The following is a 14,414-nucleotide window of genomic DNA, read 5'->3' on the forward strand; positions in this document are numbered from 1 at the left end:
AACGTTGGGCGTCATGACCAATCCGCGTTTATGGAAGACCTGGGGTATTGCTGAAGCAAACCTGAAAGATGCTCGTCGCTACCTTGTCGAGGCGGCCACCGATGCGGACTCAGAGAAGTATTCATTGGTTCAGTTCGATGAATACCTTGCCCATAATGAACTTGGCTTGGCACTGCAAGAGATTGCCAGCATTGCGGAAGATTTCACATGCAAGGCGGCATTCTGGAAGCGGCTCGAAGCGGCCGCAGAGGTCATGGAATTGCCAGAGTCTGCCTCGGCGTATAGGGATAAGTTCTTTGCGGAAACTCGTCGTCACTAAGACGCCCAACCCTTCATCGCAGCCGACCCTGGCCAGCTGCGCTGGCCGGTCGGCTGAATTCAAACGCAGGTTGCTCCGTGGCCAACAAAAAACCAGGTTTCAGTCGCACCCTTGCTCTAGCGTGCTGAACTCCGTCGAAATCTGATCTAGTTATGGAGTGAACCCCTCGGGCTGGACCAGGGGATTCACTCCAACACCGGGATGGGGTCTTGTGGGGGGATTCAGCGGCGACCGGGGCAGCGCGGTTTTTTCACCGGTTTATGGGCGAGGATGATCAAACACAACGGAATCGGCTGTTTAGGCTTAGCTCGTCCATATTGAGGAGGCGGTAGCCACACTGCCCGCCTAGAATCGGTTTGCGGGGTTTGGTGTTCTTTTTATCGATCTGAACGAAACTCAAAATGAGCAATAAGTCTTTTAATAACAAGCACTTGGCTGATTTTTTGGTGGCCAGGTTATACCGCAAGCGCGATGTTATACCGCGGACCTTGCGGTATACATTGCGTTAAGAACTCCAAATGCGTGTTCGCCTAGTACTACTGCTAGTCGCAGCTCTTCCTCTATGCAATGCATTTGGGCAGGAACGAGAAGGCCTACGAATTCATGCCCCACCCGCTTGGGCGGGATGGAAGAAGGCAGCGGAAGAAAAGAAAGACGGACTCGAATTTACGGCGTGGGTCCCTCTGGACCAGCAGGGGTCTGCATGGAAAGAATCAATCACTCTAGCCATTCTGGAGCCATCTCCCCCGGAAGATGCTGTAACGAACGCCATCCGCCTCACTCTTGGTGTGACGGCCAAGGCCTGTCCCAACTCCAATGTTGTGCCACCTAAGCCGCGTAGTGAAGGCATCTTTACTGTTGCTTATGCACAGTTCTACTGCTCTAGATTCCAGGACAAGAACGTGGGGGAACTTACCTTCGTCAAAGCCATTTCTTCTGCTCAGCGCACATATGTCATATCAATGATCAAGAGGGTAAGGCCCTTTGACATCCGTGCACCCGGGGCGTTTGTGTTCTCTGCAGAGGAAGAGGACCCGGTTAGCTGGCTTTCAGCGGCAGCAAATTACCTAGGTACCGTGAAAGTCTGTGTCAGTCGGCAAGAAAAGGAAGACGTATGTTCGCCCTAGAGTTCCTAACACGGCAGTCCACACTGACGCCGTGCGGCAAAGCCGCGCAGCGCCGGTGACTTCTACGTTAGATACCATGGAAACACTGCTCGTTCTGGTGCTCGCGCTTTTTGCGGTTGGCTTCGCGGTTGGTGCATTCTTGAATCATCCAGACGAACTCCCGCCGCACCGACTTCGTAGGTTTCTGTGGTCCGGGTGGATTGGATGGACCATCCTCTGCGGTGCACTGCTGCACCTTGCGAACGAAAAGCTTTGTCCCCCCGGCAGTTGCATCGGAGTGGCCTTAGGGCTTGCGTGGTTCGGACTGACGCTAGCGTGGTTAGTTGGCGGGCTGTGCGCGACGGCTGGTATCTATACTGCCCGGAACTATCTGAGGAACCACTAGTGGCAATGGCATCAAACAAGCCGTTCGACACTGACGCCCGAGTGCTTCAATGCGCTCCGTGCACACGCCTCCCGCTCGCCGATCAACTCCAACGTTAGGCCGCACCATGCGAGTCATTGCAATTGTTTCGCTTCTCGTTCTGCCTGGTCCGATATTCCTGGCCTACTCACAATTCATTGGCAACACGGGCTTTGAGTGGAAACACCTTCTAGCGAACTACGCTTGGTGTTCTGCAGTCTTGTATTGCTCCGCGTTGATTTTGATGGGAGCCCGCGCGAGCGTTACGCTATGGCTTGCTACTCTCGCCGCGGGGAATGCAGCTCTTATTGCATTCTGTTTTTGGATGGCCAGTCTCTTGGCGAGAGGCTACAGGGACACCGAAATCGCATGGGTGCTTCTTTTTCCAGCTCAGGCACTGGTCATTGCGCTCGCGGTGTTGGCCTATTGGATTGCGCACCGGAACAAGGAACGGCCTGGCCATGTTGCCTAACAGGCCGATCGAAACCGGCACACAACGCCGCGGCTCCGCGAAGCGCATGATTTTCGGCGCGACTGATAGCGCCAAGCCTCTATGTGCGGCTCACTTTCAACGTTGAGTATCTTGACCATGCGTCTTTTTTATATCTCAATTGCCATTGCACTATTTCAGGTCACATCCAGTCATGCCGCGTGCTCTGACAAAGAAAGTTGGATGGCGGCAAAGTCATTGCGCCTAATCTCATCCAATGGACAAAACCCGAAAGAATCTTTTGAGGTAGAGGTACGCCACTTGGGTAACGCGCAAATGTTTTCGCGCGTCATCCAGGGTGTTGCGGTCGCCGAGTCTTACCGGCTTTCTGGCGGGCGACACCTGTTTCACGGCCTTGATGAAAAAACGTTCAATCACCCTGTTGGCTTTGACCCCAGGCAGTCATTTTTTCTGCCAACCATGATTTTGGAAAAATTTGGGTTTGCCGGATTGTGTGGGATTTCCGGCGAGCAACACTTTCATGGTTCCATCGACCTGGGCGATTACTCGCCTCCTGGTATGCGTAGGCTGATGGTTGAGGGAACGGTGGCCCGTACCTCTGCTTCCGTTGTGACATTTTCACTTCGCCTGCTTGGTGACGCTGCTACGACCATCGACGGGTCGTTCGATTTTGTTCCCCCACCATTTCCAGCCGAGGCCCCGGTTCTCAATTGGTATTACCTCCTTCCCGGCGATCGTATGCTTTCCGCTAAACGTACGAATACCACTATGCCCACGCTGAGTGCTTTCGTTCAAGGTACGGAACAATAACTGTGCGCACAAAAAAGGGGCCTAATTCTGACGGCCGTAGCCCTGACCGAGAACAACAAGCATGTACCCACCGCCAGACGCATCATCGGCACCGTCAGGTTTGAGGGTCGATAGAAATTCTTAACCCCTCAATCAACACAGACTCACAACAGCAAAAAGGCCGCTCCACCGCTACTATCGTGGTTCGGTCATCTCTAACATTAGGCGTCTCATGGCACTACTTTTAAAAATCATCACCGTACTGTTTGGCCTCGCATCGATCGCAGCGGGCGTAAAGAGTGTTCTGCGACGAGAAGCCAAATTCACATGGAATGGAGATAGCGATGAGAAGCGTGTCGTTGAAGGGATTCCGGCAATCCTCATCGGCCTGGGCGAGATCGCTATAGGCCTTTACATCATCTTCGCTCTACGCTTTCCTTTTGCGAACTGAGATATTTACATCGGAGCGAGTCACCATCGCCAATGTTGCCCGCTGCTTGTTGGCTAGAACTGGTTGCCCGGAGAGAATGCCGCCTAACCTTTCCACCGAGGGGACGTTTCAATGGCCGCTTCGCGCCTATTGGCCCGCCCCTCATGTCCAACGTTAGACCGCTTCGCAATATCATGGACCGACCTCCTAAAAACCTAAATGGCTGTCGTGTGCTGGCGTACGTCCGAACCGATGATGCCGTGTTTACCGGGCTCCTGCGGTTGAACGTCGGCGGCGACTGGTTGGGTCGTGTGCCGTGCCTTGCCATCTGTGCCTTTGGCGAAGCGTCGGAGCTGGTAGTCCTCCATTGCGACGAGTCCTGGAATGTGCTTGGGATCCAGGGATGGAATATGGTGGGTACGGATGCACCGTCCTCCCCTTCGGAGGTTGCGTCGATCGTTGCGAAGTACTATCAGGGTCTGGAGGCCCGCTGGACGCACGTTCCGTGAGGCTACGCAAGGCGTTCCGATCTCCTGGAGTATTCAGATGATGCCTGTAACGGGACAGCGGCCTAACTTGTCGATTAACACGAACGCCCAAGGGCGTCAGCGCGCTTCCCGCGCATCTTTACGTTAGCCGTCATGAAGGTCGTAGTCACGCGGAACCCCGGCTGGTATGGCAAGTTTGTATCGATGGACCTCCTTTGCAACGGCCGGCGCCTCGCGTACATTCGAGAGAAAGAAACCGTGCACGTTCAACTTGAGCAAGCTGACATACCAGCGAAGTTGGAACTACGAATGCAGCAAATGGTTGGCAGCCCAACAATCGAGATATCTCGTCTGTCTTCCGATTTACACCTTGAATGCGGCGCGAACAACTGGACTCTATTGGATTTTTTTGACCTCTCCCTCCTGTCAGGTCTCAAGAACGAGGTCTTCTACTTCAGGAAGGTGGTGCCCGAGTGAACGCGTGCCACCGTCAATGAGACTTACCTTGCGGCGAGTCGTCATTTCTCAGGCGTCACATCGGGACATTCACACGATGACGGCCAGCCCTTCCTTCAAGCGGACGTGCCTATGGCACGCCGCCAAAGTCACAACCGAGGTGCTCGTCCATATTGGGGAGGCGGTACCCACACTGCCCGCCTAGAAATGGTTTGCGGGGTTTGGTCCCTTTTTTATCGACCTGAGTGAAACTCAAAATGGGCAATAAGTCTTTGAATAACAAGCACTTGGCCGGGTTTTCAGTGGCCAGGATATACGGCAGGGGCGATGTTATACCGCAGACCTTGCGGTATACATTACGTTAGACAGCATCTCAATGGCCCGTATGGAACTCCTGCCCTTCGTTGCATCTGCTGCCGCCATTGCGGGTTTCGCTTTGGTGGGATGGCTTGTCTACCGCTATTTAGCTGAGCTCATGCTAATGCGTCGCGGCACAATTACCCGAGGCAGGGTGGTTAGTGCCGTGGAGTTGGGCAACAGTCACGGCGGCAAGATGTTCGTCGTGTCGTATGAATTTTCGGCCACGAGCTCCGGCGGAAATGCCTTGATGTACCGCGGTAGGCAATTGATGAGTTACGGTTTTCGGCCCAAAGACATAGTGGTTGTTCGCTTTTTGTCAAAGTGGCCTCGGATCAACCTTATCGCAGACCGCACCGTTTGACGGGGCGACAAAACAAGAATGCCAAGTATGCTGTCTAACATTTCGCTCGGCGCGGACACGCGGCAACAGAATGCCGCTGCGCGGCGCTTGCTGCCTGCCGGGCAGCTTTGACGTTAGGCATCACCAATGCTGCTCATCCCAGTTGAGATATTTCGCTTCGTCAACCCGGATTTCCCCGGCTTCGTTGAGTGCGAGTTGGTCGATGCTGAGGGGACACGGCATCTATTCATGGAGAAGGTGCCTGTTGTGACCTTGGAGCACTTGACCGAGCACAGTGTGTACCCGGCAGCGGGCGTGATCGCTTGCGAGGTTGAGGCATCTTGGATGGAGCCGAATGGGAGAGCCCTGGTACGTGTGACCACGGAACGCCCATGGGGTGTCGAATCGGTTGGAGGACGGTCTTTATTCGTGCTCGATCCAGCGACTCTGTCGCATGAAGATGCTGCCTAACATGTTGCTCGACACGGACCCACAACTGCAGAAGGCGGCTTCGCCGCAAGTGTTATGGGCCGGTTACCTTCAACGTTAGGCCCAGAAGGAACAACGTATGCCAAGTATCGCTTCCCTGCTTCTCGCCGCGAGCGCGTTTGTGATCCTCGGCCTCGGTTGTGCTCATCTTCTATTCACCTTTCGCGGGAACAAGTTTTATCCTCGCGACCCCGCGCTAATGGCTCGAATGCAGGAAGTCTCGCCTGTCATCTCGGGCAAGATGTCAATGTGGAAGGCCTGGGTCGGATTCAATGCGAGTCATAGCTTCGGCGCAATGCTGTTCGGCCTTGTCTATGGCTATCTTGCTCTGGCGCAGCCTTCAGTCCTGTTTTCATCGTGGTTCCTGCTAGCTGTCGGCCTTGCCTTACTCGCTGGCTGCGTCTTTCTTGGCTGGCGCTACTGGTTCAGCACCCCGTTTCGAGGCATCGTCTTGTCCACGGCGCTCTATGTCTCTGGTGTACTCGCACACTGGGCCTAACCCTTCCATCGAGGGGGCAGCCAGCAGCCGGCTTCGCCGTCCGTCGGCCGCCCCTCATCTCAAACGTTAGGCCCCGCCACTATGGAGCTAGCCTTCTCGATCGCATATGCCGCGGCAATCTTTGTTGCCTCAAATGTCGTCTCATTCCCCCTGGGCTTTATTAATGGCTTCCTGGAGGTCAGGAAGCAACCGCTAAGTCGGCGGTCTCGGCTCGTCCTCGAGTTCTCAGAAGGAGCCGTCGAAGTTCTTGTCTGGATCGTCATCACAGTTCATCTGTTCCGTCAGCAGTTCGAGACGCCTTATTTGGTTGCCGCTGGAGCATACGGGCTGGCAGGAGTGGTTGGATATCTCATTGATGTTCGAGTCTTCAAGAAGTCACAAATCACCTTTCTCATCCGCATCCTCTTCACCTCTGCGTTCTGCGTTGTCGTGGGCGCATATGTTGCATAGACCTGTGCGCGCGAGGCCTAACCCGTCCCTCAACCAGACATGCCTCGGCAAACCAAGTCATGCCGCTTATCTCAACCGTTAGACATCACAAATCAGCACTGGAGGAGTACATGGGAACAGGAGGAAAGGATCAGCCCAAGAAGGCGCCGATAACGGACAACATTCGAAGCATGAGTGTTCATCGTGGTCTCTGTGTTTTTTATGGGCTCTTTGGTGTGGCCCTGTTCGTGCTGCTCTGGGACGGCGTAGACGGCGAGTCAATTATTGGCCCGGGCTTATTGGTCCTGGCCTTTGGCACCGTTCACGGTGTGATCGCATTTGGAGCTGCGCGATCCAGACCTTGGGCGCGCACGTCCTCCATCGTGGTTGCCTGCTTGTTGCTGCTTGGTGTCCCCATTGGCACCCTGATCGGTGTCTATCTTCTCGCGAACTTAAAATGGCCCAAAGCTGGTGATGTCTAACTTGGCGGTCGACACGGAAACCCAACTCCGTACGTGCGCTTCGCGCTCCTGTCGGTCGCCGGTCACCTCTACCTTAGGCGCCTCAAGAAAGGTCTTCATGCAACAAGAATCTGAGGAAGAAGTTCGTCGAATTCTGCAAGCAGCTTTCGGCACACTGGCTCTCCACGGAGAGCTTCCCCCAAGCGAGCACTACGCAACACTGGATGTCCTCTACCATCCCGAGGCATGGGTACAGATCTATGGCGACTACATGGACTTTTCCTACGCTGAGCAGGCCCCGCCGGAAACGCTCTTGGCCGAAGTTCTTGCGTCGCTGCAATCCGCTCAGATTATCGATTGGTGCCCTGGAAGACTGGCGACTGTTCAATACAAGGCGGCAGATGCTGTCACGCTGTCAAAAACCATTGATGCGTTGCTAAAAAAGCTCTACGGATTCACGGACTACAAGCTGGTCGGGACCCTAAAAACCTGGCAGCGCGCATAAAGAAGGCTTTGCTGTGAGAAAGGAAGGCTGGTCTGCATGGAAGCGCCTAACCTTTCAATCGAGAGGACGTGTCCGGGCAAGCCGGGTCACGCCTCTCATCTCAAACGTTAGAGCGCATATGATGACTGATCACAACTCCACCAAGCTAACCTCTTTATCCGTGCTGCTCCGAGTCGTGATTGCAGCAATCGGAGTTTTTATTGGTCTACTTTTGCTTGTAATCATTGGGCTTACAGGCAGCAGCATCTACGCGCCGCGCCTTGCCATCGAAATATCCAAAGTGGCCATTTTGGTCGCGACAGCTTCCATCGTTGTTTGCTGCATGACACCCCCCAGGATTCTTCGCGGGAGATCTACCCAAGCGAGAGTCTTTAAGTACTTGCTGGTGTTTCTTGCTGCTCAGCCACTAATAGTCATACCAATTGCATACAAGTTCTTTCGACATGCACTCTAACAATTCATTCAAGTCGACGCCGCTTCGCGGGCGGCCTTAACTCAGGCGTTAGGCACCCATGCTTTCGAGCCGCGTTGGCACCTGCACCTGGACTGAAGTGGAGCGCTTCTATGAGCGTCTCGTGAGCGACAGTGCGTGGCCGTTTGTGCCAATGCTTGAACTCGTGCGCTTCATTGCGTCTTCGACTTACGCGAACGGCTTGTTCCCTGCCACGTCGCATGAAGTGTTGCTAATTGGTCGGGTCGCCAACTTTGTGCGCCACGACAATGAACTCCAAGTCGCGTTCAACGCCGCGGCCCAAACATTTTCGTTCACCTACTCACAGCGCCCCGATGAAACCGACCCATGGTCACGCTCGTGCGGCGTAGCAGAAGGCCGTGCCACATTCGAGCGCCTGCTACACAAGCGCTTAAGGTGGTTCCATGAGGGCTGAGGCGCCAACCCTTCCAACGAGCGGACACCTTCCAGCGCTTCGCACGCTTCCAGTCACCGCTCATGTCAAACGTCAGCCCCTCAGATGTTGTTCGAACTTTTCAAGACAGCCGCCCCTCGACGTATAGGGAGAACTTCTTTACGAAAATTCGTCGTCACTAAGACGCCCACCCTTCATTGCAGCCGACCCTAGCCAGCTGCGCTGGCCGGTCGGCTGAATTCAAACGAATATTGCTCCATGGCTAACGAAAAACCAGGCTTCGGGAGCATCCTTGCTCTAGCCTTTTGAATTCCGTCGAAATCTGTTTCCGTTAGCGCGGAATTCAATAGCGTCACCAGTTCGTGCCCGACACGGTATGCTGCAACTCTCGCGGCGTCGTTTTCATTTTTTTTGTCTAGACATATATGAAACCCTGGATCTGCGGGCTGATCTTCGCGGCCCTTATCGTTGTCGGTGCTATCGTGACGCTGGCCATAACGCTTTGGTAGGTTACTTCGTTATCGGCTAAAAACGGACATGGAATCAGCATCGTGAAGCGTTGGTGGCACAGCCCTTATTTTTCCCTGATTGGCAACGTTGCCGGTCTTTGCCTCGGGCTTATTCTGGGATGGGTTTGCCTCAATGCGATGCTCGCGGGCGAAATCAAGTTCAGCAAAGCTAATCGATGGATTCGGTTGGAAAGCGAGCCAACTGTGTTTTGGCTGGCCTTCTGGTTTCAATTTGCCCTGGCGGTTTTCGTTGTTGCGGTGACTCCCAGATCAATACGCAAAGACATTCGTGCCATCCGGGAAAATCGAGCGCAATCCAAGAATTCTTGATGACAGTTTTGGACTCATTGCAGTCTTCTGTAGCCTGTAATGGGCCAACATTTATGAATCGCGTTCTTCACGCTTGATCCGCTGTTTGGACGCCAGCCTGCGCATTTCCCAGCACCAGCCGCGTACTGATGCCGGTAACGACGGCGGGCTAAAAGTGGACAGCACTGCCGGACTACGCGGCTTCCATCCAGTGGAAAGAAAGAGCGCAGAGCCCTGACATGTGACACCCCACAGATCACGATGCGTTGCAATAAACCGCCGTGACCGGAAGCCGACCGCTTCGAATTGTCATCCCGACCAGGATATCGCGTGCGATACCATGCCCTAAGTTATGGGGATGAGCGTTATGCAAATTGTCGGAATCGTGTTGGCGATTGGTATTGGAATCGTGAGTTGGCCGGCAGCGTTAGCACTGGGTGGATGGGGTTCTCCCCTGCGCGCTCTTGATTCACTTTTACTCTGGACTCCCATAGTTGGCACGGCAGCACCAATCGCTTTCCTCCTATTCGTGAAAGGGGCAAAGGTATCCGGGGCATGGGTGGTGGCGTTGGCTCCGCTCCTCGGTGTGCTGAACGTACTTTGGAGTGTCGATTTCTATACGGCTTACCTTGGACCCAGTCTTCCTTCGTCTGACCCAATCCCATGGGCATTCGTGGTTTTTTCTGCAATGTGGCTGCTGCCTTGGTTGTATGTAATCAATGCATTGAGGAAAAGAAGTCCCTGCTGATGGTGAAGAGGTCAGATCGGGTAGTTCTTCATTTCTCCTGCGCCGGTTTCGCATGCGAAACGCCTGCATCCATAGCAATAGCGACGGTCTCGATAGCAGCCGCACTCATGTGAACCTCCAAAAGGAAGTGATGAACGAGGGAGGTTAAAACATCCTCTCGCTCGGGCTTCCTCGCTCCTCAGAGTAGGCGGTGGGGGGTGCTAGTCGATCAACAAGAAAAAAACGGGACGACCCGGTTGCTGCCGTATTGCTCCCCAACTAGTGCCCACTCACACCGGGACGGGTCTTGCGGGGATTCACCGGCAACCGGGCAGTACGGCCTTTTCACGGTCGGGCCCGGCGCCCGCAGCCGACGTGACACCAAGCGCAGCGACTGGCACCCAAGGGTGCAGCTAGGCCGGATTATCGATAACGGAGGAGTGAGAACTAGGTGGAAGTACCCATCCATTTAGAGGATGCGCCCATTGTGGGCACATCTAGAATCAAACTGGCTCTTAAACGAAGTAAACCATCTTCAAACCACATGGCACCAAATGGCGCACATAACTGAAATAAAAATAGACGGGCTGTTGGGCCGTAAAGAGCCGATCCAGCTGAAGCTGAACAATCAAGTGAATGTGTTCTTCGGCGAAAACGGTTGTGGCAAAACGACCCTGCTAAAAATACTTGACGCCGCGCTGTCCAGAGATGCTGAAGCTATGAACTTGCTTCCTGTGGAGCGCGCCGAAGTTCATATTTTTTTCCGTAACTCATGAAAAGGTTTTCAAGCACGTATGGGAAAGAGCGGAGAAAGTCATCGACGACGGAATCCGACAGCAGCTACTGGCGCTTGAACGCGACCCGTCGGAACATGATGATCTGATCTACAGATATGCGATGAGAGCTGGCTCCTCCAATGAGTGGAAATTAACACCTAGCCTCAAACAGCACCCAACCACTCCAAAACGCTGGGCGCATACATTTTTGCCTACGACTCGTCTGTATCTCGGCGATACGCGTGTTAGAGCGATGGTTGAGAATAAATCATCCAACGTCGCAGAACGACAGCTAGACCAAGCGTTTGCAGAATCAGTTAACCGTGCATGGTTGCAGTTTTATTCAAAAACGCTGCTAGAGGTTCGTCAGATTCAAGAGGAAGGCCTACGCACGGTCTTAAGACACGTGTTAAATCCAGATAAAAAGGCTCTTCAAAATACGAACCTAGACGCCGTCGCCGTTCATCAACGAGTAGCCAAATTCTTAAGTAGGCAATCGCACTCCGATTCTCTTTCTCTGGGGTCCATAACAACCTTTAAAAAGAGGTATGACAAGGACGAGAACTTGAGACGAATAGTTGACAACTTGGACAATGTTGAACGTCGAATCGAGAATGCGATGGCACCGATCGATCGGTTTACTTCAACAATTAAAGGACTATTTTCACGCGGCAAATCAATCGCGCTAGCCAATAACGAATTGCAGGTTTTACTGGAGGATGGCAAGAGTATTTCTCTCGCCAATCTCTCGTCTGGTGAAAAGCATCTCATTAAGATCCTGTTGTCTGCAATGACTGCAAGCCAAAATGCGATCCTAATCGACGAACCCGAGTTATCGATGCACATAGACTGGCAGCGAACATTTGTAAAAACCGTTCAATCACTTAACCCTGCATGCCAGCTTCTCGTGGCATCTCATTCCCCGGAGATCATGGCAGACGTAGCTGATGAATGTATTTTTCGGCTATGAAACGGTTGACTCACTCGGACAAAGGCTTTCTTCGAAGCCTGCAAATATCGCGAAACCAGATGTTTGTATTTGTCGAAGGTGGGCTCGACCGCCCTTTTGCTGATCGGATGGTTTACACGGCCTTTCCTGGCAAGACTTGGGGTCACCAAGTGATTGCCATGAAAGAGTTTCCGAGCGACACGGGTGGAAAATCTACGCTGTTGACATTGTTCCGGTTTATGCGAAGGCGGCGTCAACTGAACTATGTTGCGTTTGGAAAGAAAATGCTTTGTCTATTCTTTGCAGACAAAGATATTGATGATCTGACGCGTCGCTGCGTCAGATCGCCGCACTTCCGGTACACCAGCACCTATGACCTAGAAGGTCATCTATTTCAACAGGGTGGGCTGATTGACGCAGTTGCTGACGCATGTTCGATTACCAATCACCAGGCTGCGGCATTAATAGGTAATCCATCTACTTGGATCAAAAAGTCCGCAGCCAATTGGAAGGAATGGATCGTGCTCTGTGTTATTTCACATAAGCACAATATAAACACGGGCAGCACCTATCTGCGGCCATCCAATATCAATCAAAATTATCTGCGCCCAACGGACCGTCCTGCTTTGCAAGCTCATATGGTCGCGCTGCAAACTGCACTAGGTATGACTTCCGCGCAGTTCAACAGAATATTTTCGTCTGTAGCTTCAATTGTTGACCGTAGTCTCCAGTCTTCCAATCCACTTCAGTACTTCAAAGGAAAGTGGCTTCAATTAGTCTTGGAGAAGCACTTGGAGAACGGTCCCAAAGTGCCCGATTCCAACTTCAATGGTGCGGGTGAGCGGGTGCTTTGCACATTAGTGGCTCAGGTTGGCAGTAGAACTCCATGCCGCATGTGTAGCCCGTTCATGGCCGGAATTCAACAACTTGGAGCAGCACTTCCGTAAGTAAGGGAGCGAACAGCGGTAAGCTCCAAAAAATCCTCCATGAAAGGACCTAGCCATGCGCACGCATTTGCCCAACGCTCTCGCACTTGCCCTACCGATAGCCCTCTCCGCCTGCGCTGGAGGCCCTGCTGCATCAACGCCAGCATCTGCGCCGTCAAGCGGACCTTGCAACGCCGCACCAGCCCAATTTGCCGTGGGCCGCAACACGAACGCGGCACTTGAAGAAGAAGCCCGCACACGCGCCGGCACCAAAACCGTCCGGGTTCTCAAGCCTGGGCAGGTCGTGACGATGGAGTTCAATGCTGATCGGCTGAGCCTGACGGTGGATGCTGCCGGGCGCGTGACGCACGTCAGCTGTGGTTAAAAAATAGGCCGGCACGGAAGCCGGCTAGCGTTTGTGGTTTTTGACTTCTTTTGTTTTCAAGTTGCTGCGGCTGCTTGCGCCCGGCCTTGCTGAGCAGACTACGTTCGATGGATTGCCAGGTTTGGCAGGCCGACATATCAACCTGAATGTTGTTGTTGCCTCCCCACGCAAGCCCTTAATTTGAAGGACGCAAAGCGACCCGTTGCTGATATTCTTCCTTCGTTCGGCAGCCTCTGCTGGCCATCTGCTCCACTTATCAAAGGCTGCGAATGTCTATCAACAACTGGAACGCCTTCCTGAAGAAAGTTTGCGCGTTCGTCTTGCTATTTGGCGGGTTTCTGACCGTTGCAGTAGCTGCTTCTGAAACGGCACCAGCCGCTGCATTGGCTGCTTCTGAAGCGGTATCAGCCAGTGGCCCCAGGCCACGGGAATTCAAGAAACTGGGCATGTACCCGTGGAGTTGCTGGGGCTTCCAGGGTGACGTCTGCAAAGGTGAAGATTGGCCAGACCTTGCAACCACCAAAGATCGCCTGAAGCTGCTCTATTACTTGAACCATCAGCTGAAAAATTTCGCCATGCTTGAGCGGGCGCTCAAAGAGCTATCAGGCTCTGACAAAAACTTTCCTACGGGTGAGCCGTTATCAAGTGCGCCCGGTTTTGCGTTTCGCCAAATTTTTTTGACGCCAGGGGCGGGGGAACCTGAGCGTCTGCAACTGGCGCACTGGAAAACCGCGTTTCCGAATTCGCATTTTGTCGTCCTCGCTGAGGCGGCCTACCAGCATGCGGATGCGTGGAATGCACGAGGCGGCGGCTATGCCAACACCGTTTCACCCGAATCCTGGAAGCTGTTCGAGAGCAGACTTCGGGCTGCGCAGAAACTTCTCGACAGCGCGCCAGCAGAAGCAAAAAAGACGCCCCTTTGGCATAGCGTGGCCTTTGATGTTGCGCTTGACTCAAGGTCGAACAAAAAAAAGATAGCTCCTGTGTTCAAGGCGGCAGTGACGCAGTGGCCGCGGCAATTCGATTTTTACTCAACTGCAGCCTCGCGATTGACCCCAAAGTGGGGTGGCAGCTGGGAGGTCGTTGAGGCCTTTATCGATCACTGGAGCAAGCAACAACAGGCTACCGAAGGATTGTCGATGTATGCCCGCCTGTATATTGACTTGAGAGAATACGCACTTCCGAGCGACACAAAGATGAGTTGGCAGAGGATGCGTGCGAGTCTTGAGGATCTGGTTGCGCGCTATCCCGATCCCCAGTTTAAAAACTTTTATGCCGCGTATACCTGTTTCGCCAGGGACAAGCCGGCATATGCCAAGGCCATTAGCCAGCTGCCCAAAGAGCAGCTTCGTGTCAATTTATGGCTGCCGGGCAACTCCTACGATGTCTGTACGTTATGGGCTTCAAAATAGGGCACCACC

The 14,414-nt window shown here is 53.5% G+C and carries 16 protein-coding genes; all 16 read left to right on the forward strand.

Going from position 1 to position 14,414, the window contains the following annotated elements:
- Nucleotides 1-13: 13 nt before the first annotated feature.
- Entirely contained in the window at nt 14-319 is a 306-nt protein-coding gene (locus ACXJKE_RS19005) for a hypothetical protein (RefSeq protein ID WP_457282158.1), read from the forward strand.
- A 2,113-nt stretch (nt 320-2,432) separates the two neighbouring features.
- The gene (locus tag ACXJKE_RS19010; RefSeq protein WP_457282159.1) at nt 2,433-3,110 is read left to right on the forward strand and encodes a hypothetical protein; all 678 of its coding nucleotides are present in this window, start codon (nt 2,433-2,435) and stop codon (nt 3,108-3,110) included.
- A gap of 211 nt (nt 3,111-3,321) precedes the next feature.
- Nucleotides 3,322-3,540: a hypothetical protein gene (locus tag ACXJKE_RS19015; protein ID WP_457282160.1), complete on the forward strand. Its 219-nt coding sequence runs from the start codon at nt 3,322-3,324 to the stop codon at nt 3,538-3,540.
- 620 nt (nt 3,541-4,160) lie between these two features.
- On the forward strand, nt 4,161-4,484 hold the full coding sequence (locus ACXJKE_RS19020) for a hypothetical protein (protein WP_457282161.1): 324 nt from the start codon (nt 4,161-4,163) through the stop codon (nt 4,482-4,484).
- A gap of 364 nt (nt 4,485-4,848) precedes the next feature.
- Nucleotides 4,849-5,184, forward strand: coding sequence for a hypothetical protein (locus tag ACXJKE_RS19025; protein ID WP_457282162.1), 336 nt, complete (start codon nt 4,849-4,851; stop codon nt 5,182-5,184).
- A 547-nt stretch (nt 5,185-5,731) separates the two neighbouring features.
- Nucleotides 5,732-6,151 (forward strand): LIC_13387 family protein, encoded by a 420-nt coding sequence (locus ACXJKE_RS19030; RefSeq protein ID WP_457282163.1) that lies wholly within the window; start codon nt 5,732-5,734, stop codon nt 6,149-6,151.
- An 81-nt stretch (nt 6,152-6,232) separates the two neighbouring features.
- On the forward strand, nt 6,233-6,601 hold the full coding sequence (locus ACXJKE_RS19035) for a hypothetical protein (protein ID WP_457282164.1): 369 nt from the start codon (nt 6,233-6,235) through the stop codon (nt 6,599-6,601).
- A 110-nt stretch (nt 6,602-6,711) separates the two neighbouring features.
- Nucleotides 6,712-7,062 carry a hypothetical protein gene (locus tag ACXJKE_RS19040; RefSeq protein WP_457282165.1) on the forward strand — a complete coding sequence of 117 codons (351 nt, stop codon included), beginning with the start codon at nt 6,712-6,714 and terminating at the stop codon, nt 7,060-7,062.
- Between the two features lie 97 nt (nt 7,063-7,159).
- Entirely contained in the window at nt 7,160-7,546 is a 387-nt protein-coding gene (locus ACXJKE_RS19045) for a hypothetical protein (protein WP_457282166.1), read from the forward strand.
- Between the two features lie 512 nt (nt 7,547-8,058).
- On the forward strand, nt 8,059-8,433 hold the full coding sequence (locus tag ACXJKE_RS19050; RefSeq protein ID WP_457282167.1) for a hypothetical protein: 375 nt from the start codon (nt 8,059-8,061) through the stop codon (nt 8,431-8,433).
- A gap of 530 nt (nt 8,434-8,963) precedes the next feature.
- On the forward strand, nt 8,964-9,251 hold the full coding sequence (locus tag ACXJKE_RS19055) for a hypothetical protein (RefSeq protein WP_457282168.1): 288 nt from the start codon (nt 8,964-8,966) through the stop codon (nt 9,249-9,251).
- 1,260 nt (nt 9,252-10,511) lie between these two features.
- Nucleotides 10,512-10,733 (forward strand): AAA family ATPase, encoded by a 222-nt coding sequence (locus ACXJKE_RS19060; RefSeq protein ID WP_457282169.1) that lies wholly within the window; start codon nt 10,512-10,514, stop codon nt 10,731-10,733.
- A 121-nt stretch (nt 10,734-10,854) separates the two neighbouring features.
- Nucleotides 10,855-11,703, forward strand: a complete 849-nt coding sequence (locus ACXJKE_RS19065; protein WP_457282170.1) for an AAA family ATPase — start codon at nt 10,855-10,857, stop codon at nt 11,701-11,703.
- On the forward strand, nt 11,700-12,629 hold the full coding sequence (locus ACXJKE_RS19070) for a hypothetical protein (protein WP_457282171.1): 930 nt from the start codon (nt 11,700-11,702) through the stop codon (nt 12,627-12,629). The genes ACXJKE_RS19065 and ACXJKE_RS19070 overlap by 4 nt, the downstream gene beginning before the upstream one ends.
- Nucleotides 12,630-12,684: 55 nt before the next feature.
- A complete protein-coding gene (locus tag ACXJKE_RS19075) occupies nt 12,685-12,993 on the forward strand; it encodes an I78 family peptidase inhibitor (RefSeq protein WP_457282172.1) in 309 nt (102 codons plus the stop codon).
- Nucleotides 12,994-13,262: 269 nt separating this feature from the next.
- Nucleotides 13,263-14,405, forward strand: coding sequence for a DUF4034 domain-containing protein (locus tag ACXJKE_RS19080; protein WP_457282173.1), 1,143 nt, complete (start codon nt 13,263-13,265; stop codon nt 14,403-14,405).
- Nucleotides 14,406-14,414 lie beyond the last annotated feature (9 nt).

This window comes from Polaromonas sp. P5_D5 (assembly GCF_054049435.1).

Coding starts and splice junctions, on each gene's coding strand:
- ACXJKE_RS19005 (WP_457282158.1), top strand. CDS start 14: ATGACCAATCCGCGTTTATGGAAGACCTGGGGTATTGCTGAAGCAAAC.
- ACXJKE_RS19015 (WP_457282160.1), top strand. CDS start 3,322: ATGGCACTACTTTTAAAAATCATCACCGTACTGTTTGGCCTCGCATCG.
- ACXJKE_RS19020 (WP_457282161.1), top strand. CDS start 4,161: ATGAAGGTCGTAGTCACGCGGAACCCCGGCTGGTATGGCAAGTTTGTA.
- ACXJKE_RS19025 (WP_457282162.1), top strand. CDS start 4,849: ATGGAACTCCTGCCCTTCGTTGCATCTGCTGCCGCCATTGCGGGTTTC.
- ACXJKE_RS19030 (WP_457282163.1), top strand. CDS start 5,732: ATGCCAAGTATCGCTTCCCTGCTTCTCGCCGCGAGCGCGTTTGTGATC.
- ACXJKE_RS19035 (WP_457282164.1), top strand. CDS start 6,233: ATGGAGCTAGCCTTCTCGATCGCATATGCCGCGGCAATCTTTGTTGCC.
- ACXJKE_RS19040 (WP_457282165.1), top strand. CDS start 6,712: ATGGGAACAGGAGGAAAGGATCAGCCCAAGAAGGCGCCGATAACGGAC.
- ACXJKE_RS19045 (WP_457282166.1), top strand. CDS start 7,160: ATGCAACAAGAATCTGAGGAAGAAGTTCGTCGAATTCTGCAAGCAGCT.
- ACXJKE_RS19050 (WP_457282167.1), top strand. CDS start 8,059: ATGCTTTCGAGCCGCGTTGGCACCTGCACCTGGACTGAAGTGGAGCGC.
- ACXJKE_RS19060 (WP_457282169.1), top strand. CDS start 10,512: ATGGCGCACATAACTGAAATAAAAATAGACGGGCTGTTGGGCCGTAAA.
- ACXJKE_RS19065 (WP_457282170.1), top strand. CDS start 10,855: ATGAGAGCTGGCTCCTCCAATGAGTGGAAATTAACACCTAGCCTCAAA.
- ACXJKE_RS19070 (WP_457282171.1), top strand. CDS start 11,700: ATGAAACGGTTGACTCACTCGGACAAAGGCTTTCTTCGAAGCCTGCAA.
- ACXJKE_RS19075 (WP_457282172.1), top strand. CDS start 12,685: ATGCGCACGCATTTGCCCAACGCTCTCGCACTTGCCCTACCGATAGCC.
- ACXJKE_RS19080 (WP_457282173.1), top strand. CDS start 13,263: ATGTCTATCAACAACTGGAACGCCTTCCTGAAGAAAGTTTGCGCGTTC.